At 69.1% G+C, this 24,216-nt stretch carries 19 protein-coding genes; 13 read left to right on the forward strand and 6 right to left on the reverse strand.

Features of this window, described 5'->3' with window-relative positions:
* Positions 1–18 precede the first annotated feature (18 nt).
* Positions 19–1,206, reverse strand: a complete 1,188-nt coding sequence (locus tag BLV94_RS28955) for a CaiB/BaiF CoA transferase family protein (RefSeq protein ID WP_072945075.1) — start codon at positions 1,204–1,206, stop codon at positions 19–21.
* Between the two features lie 182 nt (positions 1,207–1,388).
* Between BLV94_RS28955 and BLV94_RS28960 the strand changes: the two genes are divergently transcribed.
* The 10 genes from BLV94_RS28960 (at position 1,389) to BLV94_RS29005 (ending at position 15,712) form a co-directional block, all read left to right on the forward strand.
* Positions 1,389–2,492 (forward strand): XdhC family protein, encoded by a 1,104-nt coding sequence (locus tag BLV94_RS28960; RefSeq protein WP_072945077.1) that lies wholly within the window; start codon positions 1,389–1,391, stop codon positions 2,490–2,492.
* A gap of 91 nt (positions 2,493–2,583) precedes the next feature.
* Entirely contained in the window at positions 2,584–4,287 is a 1,704-nt protein-coding gene (locus BLV94_RS28965; RefSeq protein WP_083395697.1) for a PucR family transcriptional regulator, read from the forward strand.
* Positions 4,288–4,452: 165 nt separating this feature from the next.
* On the forward strand, positions 4,453–5,889 hold the full coding sequence (locus BLV94_RS28970; protein ID WP_072945079.1) for a uracil-xanthine permease family protein: 1,437 nt from the start codon (positions 4,453–4,455) through the stop codon (positions 5,887–5,889).
* Positions 5,890–5,965: 76 nt separating this feature from the next.
* Positions 5,966–6,877 (forward strand): FAD binding domain-containing protein, encoded by a 912-nt coding sequence (locus BLV94_RS28975; protein ID WP_072945081.1) that lies wholly within the window; start codon positions 5,966–5,968, stop codon positions 6,875–6,877.
* Positions 6,874–7,524 carry a (2Fe-2S)-binding protein gene (locus tag BLV94_RS28980; protein WP_083395698.1) on the forward strand — a complete coding sequence of 217 codons (651 nt, stop codon included), beginning with the start codon at positions 6,874–6,876 and terminating at the stop codon, positions 7,522–7,524. Before BLV94_RS28975 ends, BLV94_RS28980 begins: the two co-directional genes overlap by 4 nt.
* Positions 7,521–10,022, forward strand: a complete 2,502-nt coding sequence (gene cutA / locus BLV94_RS28985; RefSeq protein WP_072945085.1) for an aerobic carbon-monoxide dehydrogenase large subunit — start codon at positions 7,521–7,523, stop codon at positions 10,020–10,022. The genes BLV94_RS28980 and cutA overlap by 4 nt, the downstream gene beginning before the upstream one ends.
* A complete protein-coding gene (locus BLV94_RS28990) occupies positions 10,019–10,675 on the forward strand; it encodes an SRPBCC family protein (protein WP_072945087.1) in 657 nt (218 codons plus the stop codon). Before cutA ends, BLV94_RS28990 begins: the two co-directional genes overlap by 4 nt.
* 180 nt (positions 10,676–10,855) lie before the next feature.
* Positions 10,856–12,958 carry a hydantoinase/oxoprolinase family protein gene (locus BLV94_RS28995; protein WP_072945089.1) on the forward strand — a complete coding sequence of 701 codons (2,103 nt, stop codon included), beginning with the start codon at positions 10,856–10,858 and terminating at the stop codon, positions 12,956–12,958.
* Entirely contained in the window at positions 12,955–14,904 is a 1,950-nt protein-coding gene (locus BLV94_RS29000; protein ID WP_074933821.1) for a hydantoinase B/oxoprolinase family protein, read from the forward strand. The genes BLV94_RS28995 and BLV94_RS29000 overlap by 4 nt, the downstream gene beginning before the upstream one ends.
* 4 nt (positions 14,905–14,908) lie before the next feature.
* The gene (locus BLV94_RS29005; RefSeq protein WP_072945129.1) at positions 14,909–15,712 is read left to right on the forward strand and encodes an NmrA family NAD(P)-binding protein; all 804 of its coding nucleotides are present in this window, start codon (positions 14,909–14,911) and stop codon (positions 15,710–15,712) included.
* Positions 15,713–15,754: 42 nt separating this feature from the next.
* Here the strand turns inward: BLV94_RS29005 and BLV94_RS29010 are convergent, their stop codons facing one another.
* Positions 15,755–17,824, reverse strand: a complete 2,070-nt coding sequence (locus BLV94_RS29010; protein ID WP_072945199.1) for a PhoX family protein — start codon at positions 17,822–17,824, stop codon at positions 15,755–15,757.
* Positions 17,825–17,980: 156 nt separating this feature from the next.
* Between BLV94_RS29010 and BLV94_RS29015 the strand changes: the two genes are divergently transcribed.
* On the forward strand, positions 17,981–18,997 hold the full coding sequence (locus tag BLV94_RS29015) for a PHP domain-containing protein (RefSeq protein WP_072945131.1): 1,017 nt from the start codon (positions 17,981–17,983) through the stop codon (positions 18,995–18,997).
* On the forward strand, positions 18,994–19,815 hold the full coding sequence (locus tag BLV94_RS29020; RefSeq protein ID WP_072945202.1) for an alpha/beta hydrolase: 822 nt from the start codon (positions 18,994–18,996) through the stop codon (positions 19,813–19,815). Before BLV94_RS29015 ends, BLV94_RS29020 begins: the two co-directional genes overlap by 4 nt.
* A gap of 59 nt (positions 19,816–19,874) precedes the next feature.
* Here the strand turns inward: BLV94_RS29020 and BLV94_RS29025 are convergent, their stop codons facing one another.
* From BLV94_RS29025 to BLV94_RS29035, 3 genes are read right to left on the reverse strand one after another with little or no spacing between them, the layout of a single operon-like run.
* Positions 19,875–20,486: a LutC/YkgG family protein gene (locus BLV94_RS29025; RefSeq protein WP_072945134.1), complete on the reverse strand. Its 612-nt coding sequence runs from the start codon at positions 20,484–20,486 to the stop codon at positions 19,875–19,877.
* Positions 20,483–21,964 (reverse strand): LutB/LldF family L-lactate oxidation iron-sulfur protein, encoded by a 1,482-nt coding sequence (locus tag BLV94_RS29030; RefSeq protein ID WP_072945136.1) that lies wholly within the window; start codon positions 21,962–21,964, stop codon positions 20,483–20,485. The genes BLV94_RS29025 and BLV94_RS29030 overlap by 4 nt, the downstream gene beginning before the upstream one ends.
* Entirely contained in the window at positions 21,961–22,716 is a 756-nt protein-coding gene (locus BLV94_RS29035) for a (Fe-S)-binding protein (RefSeq protein ID WP_072945138.1), read from the reverse strand. The genes BLV94_RS29030 and BLV94_RS29035 overlap by 4 nt, the downstream gene beginning before the upstream one ends.
* Positions 22,717–22,795: 79 nt before the next feature.
* Here BLV94_RS29035 and BLV94_RS29040 point away from each other — a divergent pair, with 79 nt between their 5' ends.
* On the forward strand, positions 22,796–23,479 hold the full coding sequence (locus BLV94_RS29040) for a FadR/GntR family transcriptional regulator (RefSeq protein ID WP_072945140.1): 684 nt from the start codon (positions 22,796–22,798) through the stop codon (positions 23,477–23,479).
* 12 nt (positions 23,480–23,491) lie between these two features.
* Here BLV94_RS29040 and BLV94_RS29045 read toward each other — a convergent pair whose 3' ends face one another.
* Complete coding sequence (locus tag BLV94_RS29045) at positions 23,492–24,190, reverse strand: GntR family transcriptional regulator (RefSeq protein WP_072945142.1); 699 nt, start codon at positions 24,188–24,190, stop codon at positions 23,492–23,494.
* Positions 24,191–24,216 lie beyond the last annotated feature (26 nt).

A 24,216-nucleotide genomic window follows, 5' to 3' on the forward strand; every position in this document is an offset into this window, starting at 1 on the left:
GGCGACCACGGCCAGGTGTCAGATCACCCGGTCGCGACGCAGACCCTCGATGTCTGCTTCGCTCAACCCGAATTCGCCCAGCACCTCCGCCGTGTCCTGCCCCAGCACCATCGGTGGCGCATTCCGGATCGGCAGGGTTTCCTCGTCGACCCAGAACGGGCTCCGGACCAGCGGCACCTCACCGCCGTCCGGGGTGGCCACGGGCTGCACCATCTTCAGGGCCTGCACCTGCGGGTCGGCGAACGCCTGATCGATCGTGTGGACGGGGCCGCACGGGATGCCCGCCGCGCGAATCTTCGTCACCCATTCGGCGGCAGGCCGCACGGACAGCAGTTCGAGAAGTTCCTTGGTGAGCTGGTCCCGGTGCGCGAGTCGTGACTGGCCGGTGCGGTATTCGGGCCGGTCGGCGAGGGCGGGATCCCCGAGGACCTGGCACAGCGAGTCCCAGTGCTTGTCCGAGCCGGTCGCGATGATGATCGGGAAATCGGCGGTGTCGAACGTGCCGTACGGCGTGATCGTCGGGTGCGTGTTCCCGTTCGGCTCCGCGACGCGTCCGGTGCTCAGGTAGTCCTGGGCCTGGAACGACATGATCGACAGCGCCGATTCGAGCAGGGACGTCTGCACGTGATGACCCGCACCGTCCCGCCCCCGGGCCACGAGTGCCGCCGTGATGCCCAGCGCCGCATAGATACCGGACACCGTGTCGATGATCGGGATCCCGACGCGCATCGGCGTGTGGTCACCGGCGCCGGTCACCGACATCAGCCCCGACATGCCCTGCGCGACCTGATCGAGTCCCGGCGAGAACTGCTCGGGACCGGTCGGGCCGAAACCGCTGACGCTCATCACGATCACCCCGGGATTGTCCGCGGCGAGCGACTCCTGGTCGAGTCCCATCTCCGCGAGAACGCCGGGACGGAAGTTCTCCACGATGACGTCCACGCCGACGGCAATGCGGCGCAGCAGTTTCCGGCCCTGCTCACTACGCATGTCGAGAGCGACCGAACGTTTGCCACGGTTGACGGAGGTGAAGTAGAGGCTGTCGCTGCCGTCGAACGGCGGCCACTGCCGGGAACTGTCGCCACCGGAACGGGTCTCGACCTTGATGATGTCGGCGCCGAAATCGGACAGCAGTGCCGTGCACAGCGGTCCGGCGAGGGCTCGTGTGAGGTCGAGGACCCGGATCCCGCTGAGCAACTGGTTCATGGTGGATCCTCGGTTCTCTGAGAAGGAAGGGGACCGTCCGAGAATTGCGGACTCGCCGGTCGATAGCGATGGCGAGAATGCACAAGCGGCCGCTGGGGATTTCGGCGCATTGTGTGCCGCGACGGCAGGTCACGGCCGGTTAGCGTGAGCTACCCGAAGAAGCACCCGAGGAGGACGAGACGATGCGCGACATCCTGACGGGCCTGGAATCGTGGTTCGACCGCGGCGAGACGTTCGCGCTCGCGACGGTGGTGCGCACCTGGAAGTCGTCCCCGCGGGCGCCGGGCGCGGCGATGGCCGTGTCGGAATCCGGTGAGGTGCTCGGAAGTGTGTCCGGTGGGTGCGTCGAGAGCACGCTGTACGAGACGGCGCGGGACGTGCTGGCCGACGGGCGGAGCCGGACGGAAGTGTTCTGTGTGGCGGACGACGACGCGATCGGGGTCGGACTGACGTGCGGCGGCACCATCGAGGTGTTCGTCCAGCGCATCGGGCGGCACGACTTCCCGGGTTTCGCGGACGCGGCGCGGCGCATCCGCGGCGGCGAATCGATCGCCGTCGTGACGGAAACCGGCGACGGATCGCGGACCCGGCGCTGCGTGATCACCGGCGACGGGCCGGTGGGCGACCTCGACCTGCCCGGCGCCGACGTCGACAGCGTCCGCCGGCGGCTCGAGGCCGGTGAGTCGCAGGTGTATCAGCTGCGGTCGGAGACGGTGTGCATGGTCGAGATCTTCGCGCCGCCGCCGCGGATGTACATCTTCGGGGCCATCGACTTCGCCGCCGCCATGTGCACGCTGGGCGCGTTCGCCGGCTACCACGTCACGGTGATCGACGCCCGCGCCGTGTTCGCGACCCGCGCCCGGTTCCCGGACGCCGACGACGTCGTCGTGATGTGGCCGCACCGGTTCCTCGAGACCGCACCGGTCGACCACCGGACCGTCCTGGCCGTGCTCACCCACGACGAAAAATTCGACATCCCGCTGCTGAAACTGGCCCTGCGATCGGACGCGGCGTACATCGGCGCGATGGGCAGTCGCGCCACACACGAGCGCCGGGTCGCGCTGCTGTGCGAACAGGGGACGACCGCGGCGGAGCTGGCGCGGCTGCATTCGCCGATCGGCCTCGACCTGGGTGCCCGCACCCCCGAGGAGACGGCGGTGTCGATCCTCGCCGAGATGATGAAGACGACCCGCGGAACCACGGGCCTCGAGCTCCAGCAGCTGAGCGGTCCGATCCACCGTGACGCGCCCGCCGGGACCGGCCGTCCGCTCGAGTGCACCGCGTGAGCGACGTTTGACGGGTATTCGGGTCGAGACTTAAGGTCAGGCTTTCGCGCCATCCGGGGCGAGTGTCGGATCAGGTGAGCAGGGTGTTGCAGTGACGACGAGGGATGCCGGTAGTTCCGCTCCCGGGTTCCGCGCAGCCGCCGACACCGGCAACGGGCCTGGTCCGGGCGTTGCGCCGCAACCGCTCGCCGACGTGTTGGCATCCGATCTGCTCGTCTCCCCGACCCTCGTCGCCGGCGAGAGCGGCACCTCGCGTGAGGTGTCGAACATCGCCGTGATGGCGGTGCCGGGCATCGGACCGTGGCTCCGGACCGGACAGTTGCTGATCACCACGACCGCGGTTCTCGGCCGGCTGGTCGAGCCGATCGACGCGTTCCTGGCCCGGCTCGACCGGCGAGGTGTCGCTGGGCTCGCCGTGCGCCTCGACGACCCCACCGCGCCGCTGCCGGCCGAGATGTCCGATGCGGCCGACGAACTCGGGCTTCCGGTCGTCGTGGTCGCCGACCTGTACTCGCAGGCACATCCGCTGGCGGCTGCTCTCGCGGAGTTGTCGGCCCGGCAGGTCGACGCCGTGTTCGAGGCGGACCGGCTGCGGCGGGTGCTCGTCGACGTCGTGATGGCCGGCGGCGGGTTCGCCGAACTCGCCGTCGCTGTCGCCGCCGAATTGGGCGGGGCCGTGCTGATCACGACACCCGACGGACGTCAGTTGTGCCGGGCGGGCGACGAGTCGGAACTGAGCCGGCTGGCGTCGAGTGCAGCGCTCGACTCCACCGGGCGGGTCCGCACCGATTCGACGGAGGGCGGGCTCGGCCTGCACCGGCTGGGCGACGAGTCCATCGCGGTGTCAGCGATTTCGGCCAACGGCATCGACCACGGGCGGCTCGTGCACTTCACCACCGGGCACCCGCTGCGCAGCGAGGACCTGTACCTCGTCGAGCAGGCGGCCGCGGTGTGCGCCCTGGTGGTGGCCCGCGAACTGGTCGTCTCCTCGGTGGAGGAGAAGCACCGGGCGAACTTCGTGCGCGACCTGCTGCTCGGCCGCGGCGGCGAACACGAGCACGTGGTCGCGCACGCCAAGACGTTCGGCTGGGACCTGGACCGGCCGGTGGTGGTCGTGGTGATCGAACCCGATCCGGTCGGCGAGGACGAACCGTCGATGCCCACCCGGATGCCGCTCGTCGAGCGGCAGGCGCGGGCGTTCACCAGCGCCGTCGCGGGCCGCGACCAGGGCGCCGCCGTCACCGCACTGGCGACGGAGACGGTGATCCTCATGGGTGTCGGCACCGACACGATGAACCTCGTCCACGAACTCGTCGCCACCGTGCGCGGCGCCGGCGGCGGCGGTCGCCGGGCGTTCGGGGTGGGGGTGTCCCGGCCGACGGACTCGGTGGACGGCATCCCTGCCCTCTACGGTCAGGCTCGGACCGCGCTGAAGGTGGGACGGCAGATCACCGGCGCCTGGGCGGTGACGCATTTCGACGACCTCGGCGTGTACCGGCTGCTGAGCCTCGTCGAGGACGACCGCGAACTCGAGTCGTTCGCGCAGGAGACGCTGCGCGAACTGACCGCGGACACAGCGGAGGCGCAGGACATGCGGCGCACCCTCGAGGTGCTGCTCGCCACCAACATCAACATCGCCGAAACCGCACGTCAACTCCACTTTCACTACAACACACTGCGGTACCGGGTGGTGAAGCTGGAGAAGATGCTCGGGTCGTTCACCGATCACCCCGAATTGCGCCTCGACCTGTCGCTCGCCCTCAAGATCATGGCGATGCGCGGCATCAATTCCTAAAGTTGCCAATTTCGCCGGGCACGCCCTGGCAGATTCTTCTCACGCCGGGTGGCTGACGCTGTAATAACGTTTCCCTCCTATCGAGGTGTAATTGTGACGTGCGGCACATCGCCAGAAGCGGCCCGCCGGCACCCCTGCACCGCCACCTGTCTGAAAGGTCCCCCTATGCCTATCTGGACACTGCACGGAGATGGCAAGACCATCGCACCCGGGGAGGTCGTCACCCCCAGCGAACGGCTCAGCTGGGGCCGCACGATCGGGCTCGGCGGGCAGCACGTGGTCTCGATGTTCGGGGCCACGTTCGTCTTCCCGATCATCATGGGCCTCAATCCTCAACTGGCCGTGATGATGTCGGGATTCTGCACGCTCTTCTTCCTGCTCGTCGTCAAGGGCCGGATTCCCAGCTACCTCGGGACGTCGGCCGCATTCGTCGGCGGCATCGCCGCGATCCGTGCCCAGGGCGGCACGTCCGCGCAGGTGACGGGCGCGATCCTGGTGTCGGGTCTCGTGCTCGCCGGGATCGGCGTGCTGATCCACTTCCTCGGCGGCGGGGTGGTGTTCAAGATCCTGCCGCCCGTGGTCACCGGCGCCGTCGTCATGCTGATCGGGTTCAACCTGGCCCCGGTGGTCGCCGGAACGTACTGGCCCCAGGACCAGTGGGTCGCGTTGACGGTGATGGTCGTGCTGGTGGTGGCGAGCGTCGCGCTGCGCGGATTCCTCGGGCGGGTCGCGATCTTCCTGACCCTGCTGTTCGGCTACGTGCTGTCGTGGGTGCTCGACCTGACGACCGGCATGATCACGTCGTACGACCCGGTCGCCGGCGCGGTCACCGAGCACTTCCGCGTCAACTGGGACGGCGTCTCCTCGGCGTCGTGGATCGGGCTTCCGCCGTTCTCCGACGAGGCGAACGGCATCGTCGGCATCCACGCGCCGTCGTTCAGTCTCACGTTCATCGTCCTCGTGCTGCCCGGTGTCATCGCCCTGATCGCGGAAAACGCCGGACACGTCAAGGCCGTCGCGGAGATCACCAAGACCGACCTCGACCCGATGATGGGACGCGCCCTGATCGGCGACGGCCTGGCCACCACCATTGCTACCAGCGTCGGCGGATCCCCCACGACGACGTACGCGGAGAACATCGGCGTCATGGCCGCGACCAAGGTGTACTCGACCGCCGCGTACGCCGCGGCCGGGGTGATCGCGATGCTGCTGGGCTTCTCCCCCAAGTTCGGTGCCGTCATTTCCGCGACCCCCGGCGGCGTGCTCGGCGGAATCACGGTTGTGCTCTACGGGATCATCGGCCTGCTCGGCGCGAAGATCTGGAAGGAGAACGGCGTCGACTTCGGTAATCCGCTCAACCTGATGCCCATCGCGGCGGGCCTGATCATCGCGATCGGTGACGTGGAGCTGACGTTCAGCGACAGCTTCTCCCTCAGCGGCATCGCGCTCGGCACGATCGTGGTGATCGGGATGTACCACCTGTGCCGCGTCATCGCCCCGAAGGACGCCGACAACCCCGACGACGCAGGCACCGGCCGTCACCACCCGAAGCCGACCACCGACGACGGAACGGTCCCGGACCGGGTCGGTCAGCTCACGTGATCTGCCAGCGTCAGCACGTGAGGTTTGTCACTAGTTCACGAAACGTCGAGCGTACGATACGGGCAGGATCTGAGGAATGAAACCGTCGCCACTGACTTATCACCGACCTCGGTCGATCGACGAGGCCTGTCAGATCCTCGCGGACGTGGCTCACGAGGGAAAGGTGCTCGCGGGCGGGCAGTCGCTGATCCCGTTGCTCTCGATGCGGCTGGCCGCGCCGGCGCACCTCGTCGACATCGGGTCGATCCCCCGGCTGGACGCGGTGTCGTCCTCACGTGACCTCGGTGTCACGTTCGACGCCTTGACCACGCACTCGATGTTGGAAGCCGACCGCGGCGCCGCCCAGGTGCAGCCGCTGATCGGCCGCGGGCTGCGTCTCGTCGCGCACCCGACCATCCGCAATCGCGGCACGACGGTCGGCTCGATCGTTCACGCCGACCCGTCCGCCGAGATGCCGGCCGTGCTCGCGCTGCTCGGGGGCTCGATCACCGTGCGTTCCGTGCGCGGGGTCCGGGAGATCCGCTCGACCGACCTGTTCGCCGGGCCGCTCGAAAGCACCCTCGAGGCGGACGAGATCGCGACCAGTGTCACGGTCCCGGCGGCCGAGCCCGGTGTCGGGACGGCGATCGACGAGATCGCCCGCAGGCACGGCGACTACGCGCTCGTCGGGGTCGCGGCGCAGGTGCGGGTCGAGGACGGTGCGGTCGCGGAGGCCCGGATGACGTATGTGTCGGCCGGCGAACTCGGTGAGGTCGTCGACTACACGGACATCCTCCAGGGCGCGTCCGCGACGGACGACCGGGACCCGTTGTGGCGGAATCTGTCCGAGTTCGCGCGGGAACGGATCGACACCGAACCAGACATCCACGCCACGGCGCGGTACCGGTCGCAACTGGTGGCGGCCCTGACCGCACGGGTTGGGTTCGCGGCCGCGCAGGATGCAGTGCTCGACGGTGCCGCCGTGCACGCGTCGGCGGGAGGAAGATGACCATGGCAAAGGCAACGACCAGCATCGACGAGCAACTCGCCGAGCTACAGGAGGAGACGGGCGAACAGCACGTCGCGGTGACGTTCACGCTCAACGCGGTGACGCAGACGGTGCTGCTGCCGTCGCGGACGCTCGCGTCCGACGCGATCCGGCACCATCTGCGCCAGACGGGAACCCACGTCGGCTGCGAGCACGGCGTGTGCGGCGCCTGCACCGTGCTGCTCGACGGCAAGCCGGTGCGGTCGTGCCTGGTACTCGCGGCAAGCCTCGAAGGCAGGGAGGTCACCACGGTCGAGGGACTCGTCGAACCCGACGGCACGCTGCATCCGGTGCAGCAGGCGTTCATCGACTGCCACGGCCTGCAGTGCGGGTTCTGCACTCCCGGGTTCGTCACGACCATCGCGGCGTTCCTCGAGGAGAACGACTCGCCCACCCGCGAGGAGGCCACCGACGCGATCGCCGGCAACCTCTGCCGGTGCACCGGCTACCAGAACATCCGGGCGGCCGTGCTGCGCGCCGCGGAGATCAAGCGCGAGCGTTCGGGCGAATTCCCGCTCGGCAAGGACGACGAGTCGGCCCGCGCGTCACTCGATCCGAAGGTCCGCGGCACCACCAACCCCGTCGGGGGAAGGGCAGGGAGAGCATGAGCGTCACGAAACCCCGCACCGCGCCGGCAGGCACGAAGCACACCGGCGGGGACACCGCCGAATCCGAGAAGCTGTTCGGCAAACCGATTCCCCGCACCGAGGACGCCCGGCTGCTGTCCGGCAACGGCCGCTACCTCGACGACCTGGGCCACAATGCGCTCATCGCCGCGTTCGTCCGATCACCGCACGCGCACGCCCGGATCACCGGGATCGACATCGACGCCGCCCTGGATCTGCCCGGCGTGCACGCGATCTACACGTACGACGACCTCGCGGACGACTCCCCGGAGATGGCGGAGAACCTGCCCCTCCTGATCCCGCATCCGGCGATCACCGCCCCGCGCAACGGATATCCGCTCGCCAAGGACGAGGTCAACCACGTCGGTGAGGCAATCGCGATGGTCGTCGCCGACAGCCGGTACATCGCCGAGGACGCGTGCGCCAAGATCGACGTCACGTACGAGATGCTCCCGCCGGTCGTGGGTATCGACGTGGCGCGGCAGGCGGACAACGCCGTGCACGCGGACGTCCCCGACAACGTCGCGGCGCACCTGCAGCACGGATTCGGCGACGTGGACGCGGAACTGGCGAACGCACCGCACCGGCTCACGCTGAACCTCGAGATCGAGCGGTCGGCGTCGATGCCGATGGAGGGCAAGGGCGTCTACGCGCGCTGGGACACCGACGAGCAGGCGCTCACGTTCTGGACGTCGACTCAGACGTCGACGTCGGCGCGGGCCGCGATCGCGGCCCGGCTGAAGATGGCGCACAACAAGGTCCATTGCATCGCCCCCGACGTCGGTGGCGGCTTCGGTGTCAAGATCGTCCACCCGTGGCCGGAGGAGGTCATGGTCACCTGGGCCGCGCGGCAGCTCGGGACGGCGGGCATCTCGAGCGAGGTCAAATGGGTCGAGGACCGGCGCGAGCACTTCGTGTCGAGCGCGCACGAACGCGGCCAGATCCAGGAGGTGACGGTCGGATTCGACGACGACGGCACCCTCCTCGCGTTCGACTTCACGTTCTGGCACGACAACGGCGCCTACCTGCCGTACGGCATCATCGTCATGCTGAACACGTCGACGCAGGTGCTCGGGCCGTACAAGCCGAAGTCGTTCCGGGTGGACGCGTATTCGCTGTACACGAACACCGTCATCGTGACGCCCTACCGCGGCGCCGGGCGCCCGCAGGCCGTGTTCGCGATGGAGCGGGCGATGGACGCGATCGCGAAATATCTCGGCAAGGACGTCATCGAGGTCCGCGAGCACAACTTCATCCGGCCCGAGGAGATGCCGTACGACTTCCATCTCACGTTCCAGGACGGCCGCCCGCTGATCTACGACACCGGCAACTACCAGGCCGGGATCGACAAGCTGAAGAAGCTCATCGACTGGGACGGGTTCGCCGAGTACAAGAAGCAGGCGAAAGCCGAGGGCCGGGCCGTGGGCATCGGGATCGGCGCCTACGTGGAGGGAACCGGGCCGGGCCCGTACGAGGGCGCCCACGTCCTCGTCGAAACGTCCGGGAAGGTGAAGGCCGCAACGGGTCTGACCACTCAGGGGCAGGGCCACCAGACGGCGTTCGCGCAGATCGTCGCGGACGACCTCGGCGTGCCGGTCACCGACGTGGAGATCGTCACCGGCGACACCCGCCGATTCGGCTATGCCGTCGGCACGTTCGCGTCCCGCGGCGCCGTGATGTCCGGGTCGGCGTTCCACGTGGCCGCGCAGATGGTCGCGGAGAAGGCCCGCAAGATCGCCGGTGACGCGCTGAACCTCGATCCCGCCGAACTGGAACTTCGCGGTGGGCACGTGTGCAAGATCGGCACGCTGCCCGGCGCCGAGGGCACCTCCATCTCGCTGGGCGTGGTCGCCGTGCTGTCGAACCCGCTGCGCTACGCATTCGACGACGCGTCGCGGCAGGCCACCGGATTCGCGAAAGCCGACACGGACATGACGATTCCGCCGGTCCGGGAAGGTGAACAACCCGGGCTCGAGGCCACCGGCTACTACTCGCCCCCGACGTCGACGTTCGCGTCCGGCGTGCACGCGGCGATCGTCGAAACCGATCCGGTGACGGCGGAAATCCACGTCCGGCGGTACGCCGTCATCCACGACTGCGGCAACGTCATCAACCCGCGGATCGTCGAGGGCCAGGTCATGGGCGCGGTCGCGCAGGGGGTCGGCGGCGCGCTGTACGAGAAGATCGTCTACGACGAGCACGGCCAGATGCTGAACGCGTCGTACATGGACTTCCTGATGCCGTTCGTCACCGAGATGCCCGACTCGCTCGAGATGGACCACACCGTCACCCCGTCCGGCCTCAATCCCCTCGGTATGAAGGGTGCGGGCGAGGCGGGCGTGATTCCGACGTCCGCCGTCATCGCCGCCGCGATCGAGGACGCGGAAGGCATCCCGATCACATCCATGCCGATATCCCCTTCGGAGTTGTTCGAGCTTCGCCTCGCGCACGCGTCGTCACAGAGCAAGGAGAACGAATGAGAATCGCAGGCACCGCCCTACTGACCGCACCGCCGGAGGCCGTGTACGACAACCTGCAGGACGGAAAGGTCCTCGCGGCCACCATTCCCGGGGTGCAGTCCCTCGAGCAGGTCAGCGACAACCATTACAAGTTGTCCATCACCGCGGGCGTCGCATCCATCAAGGGCACCTATGACGGCGAAGTGATTCTGTCGCAGCAGAATCGGCCCCAGTCGTTCGTGATGACGGCGTCCGGAGCCGGTGCGCCCGGCACCGTCAAGGCCGACGTGACGGTGCGGCTCGAGGAACGCGACGGCGGCACCCTGCTCAGCTACGACGCGGACGCCGTCGTCGGCGGCATGGTCGGCGGCGTCGGGCAGCGGATGATCACCGGCGTCGCGAAGAAGATGGCCGGGGTGTTCTTCAAGGGCATCGACGGCGTCATCGCCAACGGCATCCCACCGGCCGAGGTCGCCGCCGCGGCGGGTGAGGCCCCGGCGGTCGCGGGTGTCGCGCAGGCAGCCCCGGTCCCCACGGCGGCCGCGGCCCGGCTGCGGGCACCCGAGGCGGCGTCCACGGCAACTGTTCTCGCGTCGGCCGCACTGGGCGCCGGCATCGCCCTCGCCGGTGTCCTCGTCGGCGGCATCCTCGTGCGGGGCACCTGCTCGAAATAACCCGCGCACACCCTCGACACAGCACCCCGAACCGCCCGGTTCGGGGTGCTGTCGTCTGTCCAGGGGTGCGGCCGCGCGGGCAGCGCCGAACGAGGACCGCCGAGTTCGGCGATATGTGACAAAGAAACCGGGCGGCGGAAACGGTGCAATTGCCTTACAGAGACGAGCCCAGGAGGAATCGTGGAATCCAGGAAGATTCGGGTCGGTATCGACACCGGCGGAACATTCACCGACGTCGTGGCTGTGGACGAGGAGTCCGGAGCCGTCGTCACCACCAAGACACCCTCGACGCCTGCCGACCCGGCGCAGGGATTCCTCACCGGAATCGAGAAGGTGCTCGCCAAGCTCGGCGAGACCGGCGACGCGATCGGCGCCGTCAGCCACGGCACCACCGTCGCCACCAACAAGCTCCTCGAAGGCAAGGTCGAGAACCTCGGGTTCATCACCACCGAGGGGTACGAGCACGTCCTCGAGATCGCCCGCCAGTCCGTCCCCGACGGCTACGGCAACTCCTACTTCTGGGTCAAGCCCGACCGCATCGTCCCCGCCGACCGCGTCCGCACCATCGGCGGCCGGCTCGCGTTCGACGGCAGCGAGATCCGCCCCCTCGTCGAGGACGACGTCCGCCAGGCGGCCCGCTTCTTCGCCGACCGCGGCATCCGCACCATCGGCGTGTGCCTGATGCACTCCTACGCCAACCCGAGCCACGAGAACCGCGTCCGGGATCTTCTGCTCGAGGAATACCCCGAGGCGACGGTGAGCATCTCCAGCCAGGTGCTGCGCGAGTACCGCGAATACGAGCGGTCCATCACCACGCTCGTCGACGCGGCCGTGAAGCCGAACATCCGCAACTACGTGAACAACATCGCGAACCGGCTGCGCGAATTCTCCTCCGACGAGGGCGAGGCCCGCGACATCCCGTTCTACGTGATGAAGTCGAACGGCGGCGTGCTGTCCGCGAAGGAGGTCGTGCACCAGCCCATCACGACCGTGCTGTCCGGCCCGGCGGCAGGCGCGCTCGGTGCGGCGCTCATCGCCAGCGTCGCGGGTGTCGAGCAGGTCCTCACGTGCGACGGCGGCGGAACGTCGACCGACGTCACCGTCGTGGTCCGCGGCGAGCCCGCGCTCACCACCGAGGGCCGGGTCGGGGCGTACCCGTCGAAGATCCCGATGATCGACGTCGTCACCGTCGGCGCAGGCGGCGGCTCCATCGCCTGGCAGACCCCCGAAGGCACGCTGCGCGTCGGACCGCAGTCGGCGGGCGCCGACCCCGGCCCGCTCTGCTACGGCAAGGGCGGCAGCGAGCCGACCATCACCGACGCCCACGTGCTGCTCGGCCGCATCCCACCCCACCTGCTCGGCGGCGAGATCCCCCTCGACACCGAACTGGCCCGCAAGGGCGTCGAGCAGCTCGCACACCAGCTGAAGCTCGACTTCGAGGCCTGCGCCACCGGCATCCTCGAGGTGTCGGCGTGGAACCAGGCCAACGCACTGCGGCAGATCACGGTCAAGCGGGGCCTCGACGTCCGCGACTTCACCCTGGTGACGTTCGGCGGCTCCGGTTCGCTGCTCGCCTGCCGGCTCGTCGACATTCTCGGCCTCAAGGACGTCCTCGTCCCGCTGAACCCGGGCAACGTGTCCGCGTTCGGACTGCTCACCGTCGACGTCCGCAACGACTACGTGCAGACCCACGTCTGCCGGCACGACCGGCTGGAGATCGCCGACCTGCAGTCGGGGCTGGACGCGCTCGCCGCCGAGGCGGAAATCGCACTCGCCGACGAGGGGTTCGGCGAGGCAGAGCGCAAGTACGCGCGTTCGGCCGACCTGCGATACCTCGGCCAGGCGTTCGAGGTGCGGGTGCCCGTCGGGGACGGTCCCGTCACCCGGGAGCTGATGGACGAGGCCGCGGAGCGGTTCCACCAGGCGCACAAGGAGCTGTACGGGTACGACTTCCGCGGCGATCCGCATCAGCACGTGGAGTGGGTGAACCTGCGCGTCAGCGGCATCGGCCCGATCAAGCGCCCGACGCTGAACGAGATCGCGGCGGGCACGGGAGCGGAGTCCGCCGTGACCGGCACCCGCCCGGCGTACTTCGACGAATGGGTCACCACCCAGGTCTACGACCGGGCCAAGCTCGGCGCCGGCGACGTGCTCGAGGGCCCGGCGGTGATCGAGGAATTCAGCTCCACCATTCCCGTGCACCCCGGATTCCGGGCACGGATCGACACCTTCGGAAACATCCGCATCACCAAGATCGCCGACTCGAACGGAGCGAACCGATGACCGTCACCACCGAACCCGTTGCAGTGCAGCCGGTCAAGCCCTACAGGCTGACACCGGTCGACGGTACGACGCCCGACCCGGTGCTGGTGGAGATCGTCGCCGGCTACCTCGCCAGCGTCGAGATGGAGGTCGAGACGTCGATCTCGCGGACCTCCCGCTCCCCGATGATCCGCGACGCGCACGACTTCCGCGCCGGCATCCACGACCGCAACCTCCGGAAGCTCACCGGCCGTTCGTATTCGGCGCTCGTGCATCCGGTGGCGCGGGACTTCCCGCTCGACACCATGAAGCCCGGCGACGTCTACTTCCACAACGACGTCTACCTGTCCGAAGGCGGCATCGGCCACCTCCCCGACCTCTGCGTCACCGTCCCGGTGTTCGCGACCCGGCCGGGCGAGGAGGAACCGTCCGTCGTCGCGTTCGTGCAGGCGTTCGGCCACCACGACGACATCGGCGGCTGCTGCCCGGGATCGATGCCGTCCGGCGCGACCACGGTGTACGAGGAGGGCCTGATGGTCCCGCCGATCAAGCTGTGGGATCAGGGTGTGCCCAACGAGGCCGCACTGCGCATCATGACCCGCAACTCGCGGATGCCCGACGCGCTGGCCGCCGACCTCGACGCCGAATGCTCGGCGTGCCTCATGGGCGCCCGTCGCCTCACCGAGCTGTTCGAGCGGTACGGCTGCGACACCGTCGAGGCCTGCTTCGACGCGATGATGGACGCGACCACCGAGACGTACCGGCGGGAGATCCTCAGCAAGATCCCCAAGGGCGAATACACGTGGGAGGACTACGCCGAACACGACGGCGTCGACGAGCCCATGCTGCACCGCCAGCGGATCACGCTCACCAAGACCGGACCGGAGGACGAGGGCGGCGAACGCCTCATCCTCGACTTCAACGGCACCGGCCCGCAGGCCAAGGGTCCGATCAACCACTGCGGTGACTACGCCGACGGCAACTTCCTGATCAAGTGGCTCGCACCGATCCTGCGCAACCTCGCGGACAGTCCCGAGCGGATGGCGGAACTCGACGTCAACGAGGGCGTCGTGCCGTTGATCGAGATGAAGTTCCCGGAGAAGGGCACGCTGATCACGCCGATCTTCCCGGCGCCCACCAACGCCCGGACGTTCGTGATCCTGCGGCTGCTCGGCGTGCTCGCCGGCGTCGTCGCGAAGGCCGTCGACGGGAACATGCCCGCCGACCAGGAGACCATCCGCTACACCGGGGTGTACGGCGAGGACTTCGACGGGCACTCGTACCTGATGCGCGAGGTGCTCGGCGGCGGGTCCGGCGGTCGGCACTACGCGGACGGCGAGGACACCATCCACGTCGTTCCCGACTCACGGAACCTGCCGACCGAGTTCACGGAGAGCCGGTTCCCGTTCATCGTCGAGAAGCTGGGCCTGGCGAAGGACTCCGGCGGCGCCGGACGCTACCGCGGCGGCCTGGGCTACGAGAAGCACATCCGGATGCTCAAGGACGCCAACTTCATGTCCATCGCCGACCGCTCGATCCTCTCCTGCTGGGGAGTCAAGGGCGGCAAGGCCGGACGGCCCTTCTCCGTGGTCCTCGACCCGGGCGGCCCGAACGAGCGCGAGTTCGACGCGCTGACCGACGCCGAACCGATCAAGGCCGGCGAGGTGGTGCGCATCCGCACCACCGGTGGCGGCGGCTGGGGCGACCCCCTCGACCGTCCGATCGAGGAAGTCGTCCGGGACGTGCTGTGGGGCAAGGTGTCCGCGGAGGGTGCCCGCGCCGACTACGGTGTGGTGCTGACGTCGTCGACCGAGGAACCGGTCGCGGACGCCGACGCCACCGAGGCGCTGCGCGAGCAGATGCGCGACAGCCGCGGACTGGACGAGCCGTTCTTCGACCGCGGTCCCGGTTACGAACGCCTCTCCGGCGGTGCGAAGTTCGCCGAGTTCGACTTCATCGACCGGTGATCCGATGACCGAGTCACTCTCCCGCGGCGCCGGCATCGCCGTCGTCGGCGCCGCGGGGAAGACCGGAGCCGCCGTCGTCGCGGCACTCGAGGGACTCGCCGACGTACGCCGGGTGGTGCACACCGCCCGGCGTTCCGGCGATTTCGCCGTCGACCTCGAAACCGGTGCGGGACTGGCCGACGCGCTGTCGGGGTGCCGGGGCGTGTACTTCATCGCCCCGAATGTGCATCCCGACGAGCCGGCGCTGCTGCGGAACGCGCTGTCGGCGGCCGCCGCCGCGGGTGTCGAGCATTTCGTCTACCACTCGGTCGCGTGGCCGTACACCCCGGCGATGCCGCACCACGTCGACAAGGCGCGGTGCGAGGACATGCTCCGGACGTTCGGCGGGCTCCGGTGGACGATTCTGCAGCCGTGCGCGTACGCCGAGAACTTCGCGTCGGTCCTCGACGGCACGGCCACCGAGGTCGACGTGCCGTACAGCCCCGACGCGGCGTTCTCGTTCGTCGCGCTCGCGGACGTCGCGACGGTGGCCGCGCGAGTGCTGATGGAGGGCCCGGACATCCACCACGGCGCCACCTACGAACTCGGTGGCCCGGAGGCCCTCACCGTGCGGGAACTGTGCGACCGGGCGGCCGGGCTGGTGTCGGTGAAGCAGGTGTCCGTCGACGAGTGGATGTCGCGGCACGGGCGCGACCTGACGGACGACGGTCGCGCCCGGTTGTCCGCGATGTTCGAGTTCTACGACCGGCACGGCTTCACCGCGGGCAATGCTGTGTTCGAGTCGCTGCTGGGCCGCCCACCCAGGTGAGCGGCAAAGCGTGCCGGGGCACACTTTGCCACTCACATGGGGTCAGACGCCGATCCGGCCGCCCGACTTCCACACCGCCACGACGGCGGGACGCGGCTGCGTGTCGCCGCCGTCGGGCCAGTGCGACGCCGGGTTGTCGGCGCTCGCGTCGTCCAGTTCACCCGGGTGCTGTACGCACACCGTGACCCGTTCCTCGCTGACGATCGGACCGCACGTCTCGGCGCCCTTGGGCACGGAGAGGAACTGCTTGGTCTCCCCGCGGTTCGCGCCGTCGAGGACGACGCTGAACAGGCCGTCGTTCGACTTCAGCGCGTTGCCGTCGGTGGAGATCCACAGGTTGCCGTGCGGGTCGAACGCCAGGTTGTCGGGGCAGGAGATCGGGCTGACGCTCTCCTTGTCGAACCCGCCGAAGTAGGTGTCGGCCGCCGTCGGGTCGCCGCACACGAGCAGCAGATTCCACGTGAACGCGGTGCCGGCGTGGTCGTCGGTGAGTTCGAGGACCTGGCCGTTCTTGTTGTTGTTCCGCGGGTTGGCCCCGTCGGCGGCCGCGGCGCCGTCGACGCCGCGCTTGGTGTTGTTGGTCAGCGCCACGTACACCTTGCCGGTTGTCGGGCTGGGCTCGAAGTCCTCGGGGCGGTCCATCTTGGTGGCACCGACATTGTCGCCGGCCTGACGGGTGAACACCGCCACCTCCTCGGCGCTCATGCCGTCGACGAGTGACTCGCCCCGGCCGTCCTCGCCGGTGCGCAGCAGCGGGATCCACTCCCCGGTGCCGTCGAACGTGCCGCTCGTCGGCAGCGCCCCCGACCCGTCGATCTCGTCCGCGGAGTTGCCGGCGAACTTCGCGACGTACAGGATGCCCGCGTCGAGCAGTGTCATGTTGTTGCGGACGGCGGCCTGGCTGTTGCCGTCCATCATCTTCCGGCTGGAGACGAACTTGTACATGTAGTCGAAGCGTTCGTCGTCGCCGCTGTACGCCACGACGGTGCCGTCGTCGGTGACGTGTATGGTGGCGGCCTCGTGCTTGAACCGGCCCAGCGCCGTGTGCTTGACGGGCGCGGACGTCGCGTCCCACGGGTTGACCTCGACGACCCAGCCGAAGCGGTTGACCTCGTTCGGCTCCTGGGCGAGGTCGAAACGCTTGTCGAATCGCTCCCACTTGCGTTCGGATGCAGCACCTTCCACGCCGTACCGCTTCAGTCGCGGGGCGACGGTGGGGTCGGTGACCAGTTCGGCGTTCGCGAAGTACTGGTTGAAGTTCTCCTCCCCCGACAGCACCGTGCCCCACGGGGTGACGCCGCCGGAACAGTTGTTGAGCGTGCCGAGCACCTTGGTGCCCGTCGGGTCGGCGGACGTCTTCAGGAAGTCGCTGCCCGCGGCGGGACCGGTGACGACGAATTCCGTCGTCGCCGTGATGCGCCGGTTGTACGGCCCGAAGTCGGGAGTGAGCGCGCCCGAGCCGGATTCACCCTTCACCTGCACCACGGACAGTCCGTGGGCGGCGAGCGCCGTCTGGAACTGCTCCGGCGACGGGTTCTCGGCGTCGTATCCCTTGAACATGAACGGCTCGGTGGTGTACTCGTGGTTGACCACCAGCAGGAAGGTGTTCGGCTGCCCCTCGACCGGCAGCAGTCCGGCGAAGTCGTTGTTGAACCCGAACTGCTGCGCCTGCGCCTGGGCGGTCTGGTTGTCGAAGTCGAATGCGGGGGCCCCGGGCAGCACTGGGTCGCCCCAGCGGATCACGACGGCCTGCTCGTACCCCTCGGGGACGACGACGGCGTCCTCGGTGTTGGGGGCGACGGCACCGAAGTTCGTTCCCGCCGGTGTGGCGCCGTCCGAACCCCCCGTGCCGGAGACACTTCCGCTGCCGGAGTCGTCCGAGCAGGCGGCCAGCGCACTGCCCGCGCCGACGGCGAGGACGGCCATCCCGGTCCCGCGCAGCATCCCGCGCCGCGACAGGGCGGTGCGGGCGATGTCACGGAAGTATTCGCCGTGCGAGGTGTTGGGCACGTCGTGGGAGCACGCGTTTCCGCACTTGTACTGGCAGGTGACGGAGGCGCGTGAGGACGCGCCGTCATGGTTGACGAACAGTGCGAGGGGTTTCAAACTCACCGTGGCTCCCGATTCGAATGCGGACAACTCCGGCACCGTAGAAGTCGTAAGCGAGGGAAAGGGAACGTAGGTGTGAACGCGCGGACAACGAGGCGACCCTAAGTCTGGAGTGATTTACGTCTAGCCAGCAGCCCGGACGGCGTGCACGATGGATAGATGGACGCCGTCGATGCGCTGCGGGAAATTGCGTTCTGGCTCGAGCGTTCGCGCGACGAGGGACCCAGGATCGGCGCCTTCCGCCGGGCGGCCGATGTGCTCGAGTCGTCGACCGCCGAGGAGCGGGAAGCCCTGGCGGCGAACGGCTGGGTATATCTGCCCGACATCGGCTCCGAGGCGGCCGCGATCATCCGTGAGTGCGCCGATGCGGTGCCGCTGTACCTGACGTATCTGCGCGGTTCCGCGGAGCCGATCGGGCTCGGCGGAACGGAACTGCTCGAGGCGCTCCGCGGCGACCTGCACACCCATTCTGATTGGTCGGACGGCCGGTGCCAGCTCCGGGAGATGATGCGACGGGCGGCTGCGCTGGGGCACGACTACTGCGCGATCACCGACCACTCGCCGCGGCTGACGGTCGCGAACGGGCTGTCTTCGGAGCAACTGCTCGTCCAGTTGAACGTGGTCGCCGAACTGAACGTCGAACTCGCGCCGTTCCGGGTACTCACCGGAATCGAGGTCGACATCCTCGACGACGGCACCCTCGACCAGGACGACGACGTGCTCGCCGACCTGGACATCGTGGTCGCGAGCGTGCACTCGCATCTGGACACCGACCGGGCAACGACGACCAAGCGGATGCTGCAGGCCGTCAAGTCTCCGCACGTCGACGTGCTCGGGCACTGCACCGGCCGCCTCGTCGAGGGGGTGCGGGGACCGCGGCCCGAATCGAAGTTCGACGCGGAACGGGTGTTCGACGCGTGCCGCGAGTACGGCACCGCGGTGGAGATCAACTCCCGACCCGAGCGCCGCGACCCGCCGGGACGCCTGATCGACCTCGCACTGAACAGCGGCTGCAAGTTCTCCATCGACACGGACGCGCACACCACCGGGCACCTCGCCTGGCAGGGCTACGCCTGCGAGCGCGCCGCGGAGCGCGGAGTCGAGCCGTCGGATGTGATCAACACCCTGCCCGTGGCCGAGCTGCTGGAGTGGACCGGCGCGCCGATTCGGCAATGATCCGTGTCGTGCTGATCGCGGCCGCGGTGATGGCACTGCTGATCGCCGCGGCGTGGGTGCTGCAGCGAAAACTGATCTACTACCCCGACACCACCCCGGTGCCCCCCGCCGGCCGGCTGATCGCCGGGGCGGAGGACGTCACGCTGACCACGTCGGACGGCCTCGAACTCGGTGCCTGGTACGTCCCGCCGGCGGTCGGCGGGCCGCGCATGACCGTCCTCGTGGCCGCCGGGAACGCCGGCAACCGGGCCGACCGGGCACTGCTGGCCTCGGACCTCGCCGCCGCGGGTTTCGCCACCCTGCTCTTCGACTACCGCGGGTACGGCGGCAACCCCGGTCAGCCCAGCGAGGAGGGGCTGGCACTCGACGTCCGGGCCGCTCGCCGGCACCTCGTCGACGAACGTCGCGTGCCGCCGGGGCGGCTGCTCTACTTCGGGGAGAGCCTCGGCACCGGTGTGGTCACCGAACTCGCCACCGAGCACCCGCCCGCCGGACTGCTGCTGCGGTCGCCGTTCGCCGACCTCGCCGCCGTCGGCAGGGCGCACTACCCGTTCCTGCCGGTTCGGTTGCTGTTGCGCGACCGATTTCCCGTCGCCGAGTTCGTCGCACGCATCGACGTGCCTGTCACCGTGGTCTACGGGACGGCGGACACCATCGTCCCGCCGGAGCAGAGTGCCCGCGTCGCCGAAGCCGCGCTCGGCGACGTCGACACCGTCGTGCTGTCCGGCGCGGGGCACAACGACGACATGATGTTCGGCGGCCCGGAGATCGTCCGCGCCACCGCCGAACTCGCCGCGAGGGCGCTCCGCGCCCCGTGAGCCTTTTTGGTTGTTCCAGCTACCAAAAAGGCGCACGGGGGCGTCAGCGCACGGGGGCGTCAGCGCACGATCACGACGTCCAGCGTCCGGGGACCGTGCACGCCTTCGACGCGGTTGAGTTCGATGTCGCTGGTGGCGCTGGGACCGCTGATGAACGTCAGCGGTGTGGTCGGGTCGAGGGTCTGGAAGGCCTGCGGCACGGTGTCGACGATCTGGTCGGTGCGCACGATGCAGATGTGGTGATCCGGGACCAGCGTCAGCGCCCGGCGTCCCTGACCGGCGCCGCCGTCGAGCACGATGGTGCCGGTGGCCGCGATTCCGAGGGTGCAGCCGGTGACGACCACGTCGATGGCGTCGAGTTCGAGCGTCGACAGTTCGGCGGGGGCGCCGTCGACGACGACGTCACATCGCGGCCGCCACAACTGCGGCAGGTCCGGTGGGACGACGGCCCGCTTCCCCTCCGCGATCAGTCCGGTGACGATCTCGGCGACGGTGGTCTCGTCGGCGCGGTGGACCTGTGCGCGGTAGTCGTCGACGGTGTGGGCGAACAACTCGACGTCGCCGGGGCCGGACGCGGGCTCGCGGTGGTAGTCGCGGGGAACGGGGTCGGGGGCCGGCGCGTCGGCGAGCGCCGACCGGATCCGGGACAGTATCTCTGCGCGTGCGGTCATCGTGTCGTGTCCTCGTGTGTGCGGGCCCACCATTGTCGGAACGTTTCCTTCGGCGGGGCGGGCAGGTCGCGGCTCGCGGTCCATTTCGATGCCGGGTACGGCAGCGACGTGATGCGTCCGGACCGGCCGCCCAGCACCCGGCCGACCTTGGCCGCCGTCTCGGCGGCGGCGAACCGTTTCTCCGAACCCATCACGAAGCCGGCGGCTTTCATCGCGAGGTCCTGGCCGCCGGGAAGTCCGTGCCGTTCGGAGTCGACCTGTTCCGCGCGTAGGTGCACGAGGATGCTGGGGATGTCGATGCGGACCGGGCAGGCGTCGAAGCAGGCGCCGCACAGGGTGGAGGCGTAGGGCAGTGAGGCGTTCGGGTCGTCGTGGCCGGTGGTCCCGGTGAGTTGTGGGCTGAGGATCGCGCCGATCGGCCCGGGGTAGACGGACCCGTACGCGTGCCCGCCCGCCCGCTCGTAGACGGGGCACACGTTCAGGCAGGCGCTGCAGCGGATGCAGTGCAGCGCGGACCGCCCGACCTCGTCCGCGAGGACGTTGGTGCGACCGTTGTCGAGGAGGACGACGTGGAAGTTCTGCGGGCCGTCGCCGGGATGCACCCCGGTCCACATGGAGGTGTACGGGTTCATGCGCTCGGCGGTGGACGACCGGGGCAGCAGTTGCATGAACACCTCCAGGTCGGTGAACGTGGGGACCAGCTTCTCGATGCCCATGAGCGTGATGAGGGTGTCGGGGAGGGTGAGGCACATCCGTCCGTTGCCCTCCGACTCCACCACCGCGAGGGTTCCGGTCTCGGCGACCCCGAAGTTCGCGCCGCTGATCGCGACCTTGGCGGACAGGAACTTTCGCCGAAGATGTGCCCGCGCGGCCATCGCCAGCGCCCGGGGGTCGTCGGTGATGTTCTTGTCGACCCCCGGCATCGCGTTCAGGAAGATCTCGCGGATTTCGGCGCGGTTGCGGTGGATGGCGGGAACGAGGATGTGGCTCGGTTTGTCCTCGCCGAGTTGGACGATGAGTTCGGCGAGGTCGGTCTCGATCGCCGCGATCCCGTTCTCCTCGAGATGCTCGTTCAGGCCCGTCTCCTGGGTGGCCATCGACTTGACCTTCACCACCTCGTCGGAGCCGGTGGTCCGCACGAGGTCGGTGATGATCCGGTTCGCCTCCTCCGCGTCGCGCGCCCAGTGGACGGTGCCGCCGCGGGCGGTGACGTTCTCCTCGAACTGCACGAGCAGTTCGGGGAGCCGGGCCATCACGTCCGCCTTCAGGGCGCTGCCGGCCCGGCGCAGTTCCTCCCAGTCGTCGACCTCGGCGACCGCGGCGATCCGTTTGTTGCGGATGGTGGTGGTGGCGGCGCCGAGGTTGGCGCGCAGCTGGGTGTCGGTGAGTGCCTTCCGTGCGGCGTCGGGGAAAGATTCTGTGCCCCGGATGTTTCCGGTGCCGGCGTGGAAGGTGGGTGAGCCGAGGAACGTGGTCATGCGTTGCTCCCGATCTTCTCGGTGCTCGCCAGGATCTCGGCGAGGTGGACGGTGCGGACCCCGCTGCGCAGCCGGGACAGCCCGCCGCCGATGTGCATCAGGCAGGACGAGTCGCCGGCGCTGCACACCTCGGCGCCGGTGCTCAGGACGTTGCCCATCTTGTCGGCGAGCATCGCGGTCGACGTCTCGGAGTTCTTCAGCGCGAACGTTCCGCCGAAGCCGCAACAGGATTCGGCCGCGGGTAGCTCGATCAGGGTCATCCCCCGCACCGCGCGCAGCAGTTGCAGCGGTTTGTCGGCGACGCGCAGCATCCGCAGCGAGTGGCACGTCGGGTGGTACGTCACGCGGTGCGGGTAGTAGGCGCCGACGTCGGTGACGCCGAGGACGTCGACGAGCAGTTCCGACAGCTCGTACGTCCGGGACGCGACGTCCTCGGCGCGGGTCGCGAGCGATTCGTCGCCGTACCGGCGGGCGACCATCGCGTGCTGGTGCCGGACGGATCCGACGCACGAACCGGACGGGGCCACCGCGACGTCCCACGACGGTCCGCTCTCGAACGCCTCCACGTGGTGACGGACGAGCGGCAGCGCCTCGGCCTGGTAGCCGGTGTTGACGTGCATCTGCCCGCAGCAGGTCTGCTTCGGCGGGAACACGACCTCGTGGCCGAGCCGCTCGAGGAGGCGGACCGTGGAGGTGGCGGATTCGGGGAACAGGGCATCCGCCAGGCAGGTGGCGAACAGGGCGATTCTCATCGGGTACTCCAACCGGGCTGGGCTGTGGTCTGACCACAGTAGCGCACTGTGGTCAGACCACACCAGGTAAACTTCGGTCGTGCGCACACACGAGGTCGTCCTGCACCGCATCGAGCAGGATCTGGCGGCCGGCAAACTCACCGTCGGCGGTCGTCTGCCCGCCGAGCGCGCACTCGCCGAGGAACTGGGCGTCGGACGCTCGTCGGTCCGCGAGGCCATGCGGGTGCTCGAGGCGATGGGCATCGTCCGCACCGCCGTCGGCTCCGGACCGGACGCAGGCGCGATCGTCGCCGCCGACCCGGCCGCGTCCATCGGCGCGGCCCTGCGGCTGCACATGGCGACGCGCACCCTGCCGATCCGCGACGTCGTCCAGACGCGCACGCTGCTCGAGTCGTGGGCGGTGCAGGAAGCCGCCGGGCAGTCCGGTGACCTCGACTTCTCGGCCATCGACGCGCTGCTCGACGCGATGGACGACGAGGACCTCTCTCCGGAGGCGTTCCACCGTCTCGACGCCGACCTGCACGTCGCGATGGCCGGGCTGGCCGGCAACGTTCTCGTCGAGGCGATGATGGTCTCGCTCCGCGACTCCATTCACGGCTACGTCATGCAGGCTGTGCCGCTGCTCGACGACTGGCCCGCGGTCGCGACCCACCTGCGCTGCGAGCATCGCGGCATCGTCGCCGCCCTCCGCGGCGGACACGGCGCCGAGGCCGCCGGCCTGGTGCGGGAGCACATCGAGGGCTTCTACGGGCTGATCCGCTAGGCGCGAAGCGCCTCAGTACGCCCCCAGGATCTGCGCCTCGGCGTCTTCGAGGTAGGTCTTGAGCAGCTGACCAGCGGCTTCGGTGTTGCCGGCGACGAGGGCGTCGTAGATCTCGTGGTTGCGGGTGAGGTACGGCCCGTGGAATCGGTGGGCGTCGTCCATGACGTGGAAGACGAGCCGCGCCTCGTTCCAGACGCTGCGCATGAGTTCGTCGATGCGGTTGCTGTTGTTGAGGCTCGCGAGGGCGCTGTGGAAGTGGATGTCGGCGGTGCCGACGCCGGTCCAGTCCTCGACGGCGTGCCGTTCGTCGGCCAGGTCCAGGGCCTCGGCGACGCCGGACAGGTCGCCGGTGGCGGGGTCGAATCCGTTGACGCCGGCGCATTCGACGACGCGCCGGCAGATGTAGAGCTCGGTGATGTCCTCGGCGGTGGGTACGCGGACGAAGACGCCGCGGTTGAGTTCGTGCGCCACCAGCCGGTCTTCGATCAGGATCTGGAAGGCCTCACGGACGGTGTTGCGGGAGACGTCGAGGGCGGCGCAGATGTCGGGTTCGGACAGTCGCGCCCCTGGTTGGAACGTTCCGTCGATGATGGCGTCCCGCAGAATGCCGGCGACCCGCGTGGTCCTGCTGGTGCGTTCGAGCAGGCCGCGGTGAGCGGCCAGGCGGGAATGCGCATCGCCGCGAAGGGCATTCGAGCTGGTCAAGTCCACTCCTCAGGTTTCGATCTCGACCGCAA

The sequence above is a fragment of the Rhodococcus koreensis genome (genome assembly GCF_900105905.1).
GTDB lineage: Bacteria > Actinomycetota > Actinomycetes > Mycobacteriales > Mycobacteriaceae > Rhodococcus_F > Rhodococcus_F koreensis.

Excerpts from the sequence above, each read along its gene's own strand:
- BLV94_RS28955 (WP_072945075.1), bottom strand. The coding sequence starts at position 1,206 with ATGAACCAGTTGCTCAGCGGGATCCGGGTCCTCGACCTCACACGAGCC.
- BLV94_RS28960 (WP_072945077.1), top strand. The coding sequence starts at position 1,389 with ATGCGCGACATCCTGACGGGCCTGGAATCGTGGTTCGACCGCGGCGAG.
- BLV94_RS28970 (WP_072945079.1), top strand. The coding sequence starts at position 4,453 with ATGCCTATCTGGACACTGCACGGAGATGGCAAGACCATCGCACCCGGG.
- BLV94_RS28975 (WP_072945081.1), top strand. The coding sequence starts at position 5,966 with ATGAAACCGTCGCCACTGACTTATCACCGACCTCGGTCGATCGACGAG.
- BLV94_RS28980 (WP_083395698.1), top strand. The coding sequence starts at position 6,874 with ATGACCATGGCAAAGGCAACGACCAGCATCGACGAGCAACTCGCCGAG.
- cutA (WP_072945085.1), top strand. The coding sequence starts at position 7,521 with ATGAGCGTCACGAAACCCCGCACCGCGCCGGCAGGCACGAAGCACACC.
- BLV94_RS28990 (WP_072945087.1), top strand. The coding sequence starts at position 10,019 with ATGAGAATCGCAGGCACCGCCCTACTGACCGCACCGCCGGAGGCCGTG.
- BLV94_RS29000 (WP_074933821.1), top strand. The coding sequence starts at position 12,955 with ATGACCGTCACCACCGAACCCGTTGCAGTGCAGCCGGTCAAGCCCTAC.
- BLV94_RS29005 (WP_072945129.1), top strand. The coding sequence starts at position 14,909 with ATGACCGAGTCACTCTCCCGCGGCGCCGGCATCGCCGTCGTCGGCGCC.
- BLV94_RS29015 (WP_072945131.1), top strand. The coding sequence starts at position 17,981 with ATGGACGCCGTCGATGCGCTGCGGGAAATTGCGTTCTGGCTCGAGCGT.
- BLV94_RS29020 (WP_072945202.1), top strand. The coding sequence starts at position 18,994 with ATGATCCGTGTCGTGCTGATCGCGGCCGCGGTGATGGCACTGCTGATC.
- BLV94_RS29025 (WP_072945134.1), bottom strand. The coding sequence starts at position 20,486 with ATGACCGCACGCGCAGAGATACTGTCCCGGATCCGGTCGGCGCTCGCC.
- BLV94_RS29030 (WP_072945136.1), bottom strand. The coding sequence starts at position 21,964 with ATGACCACGTTCCTCGGCTCACCCACCTTCCACGCCGGCACCGGAAAC.
- BLV94_RS29035 (WP_072945138.1), bottom strand. The coding sequence starts at position 22,716 with ATGAGAATCGCCCTGTTCGCCACCTGCCTGGCGGATGCCCTGTTCCCC.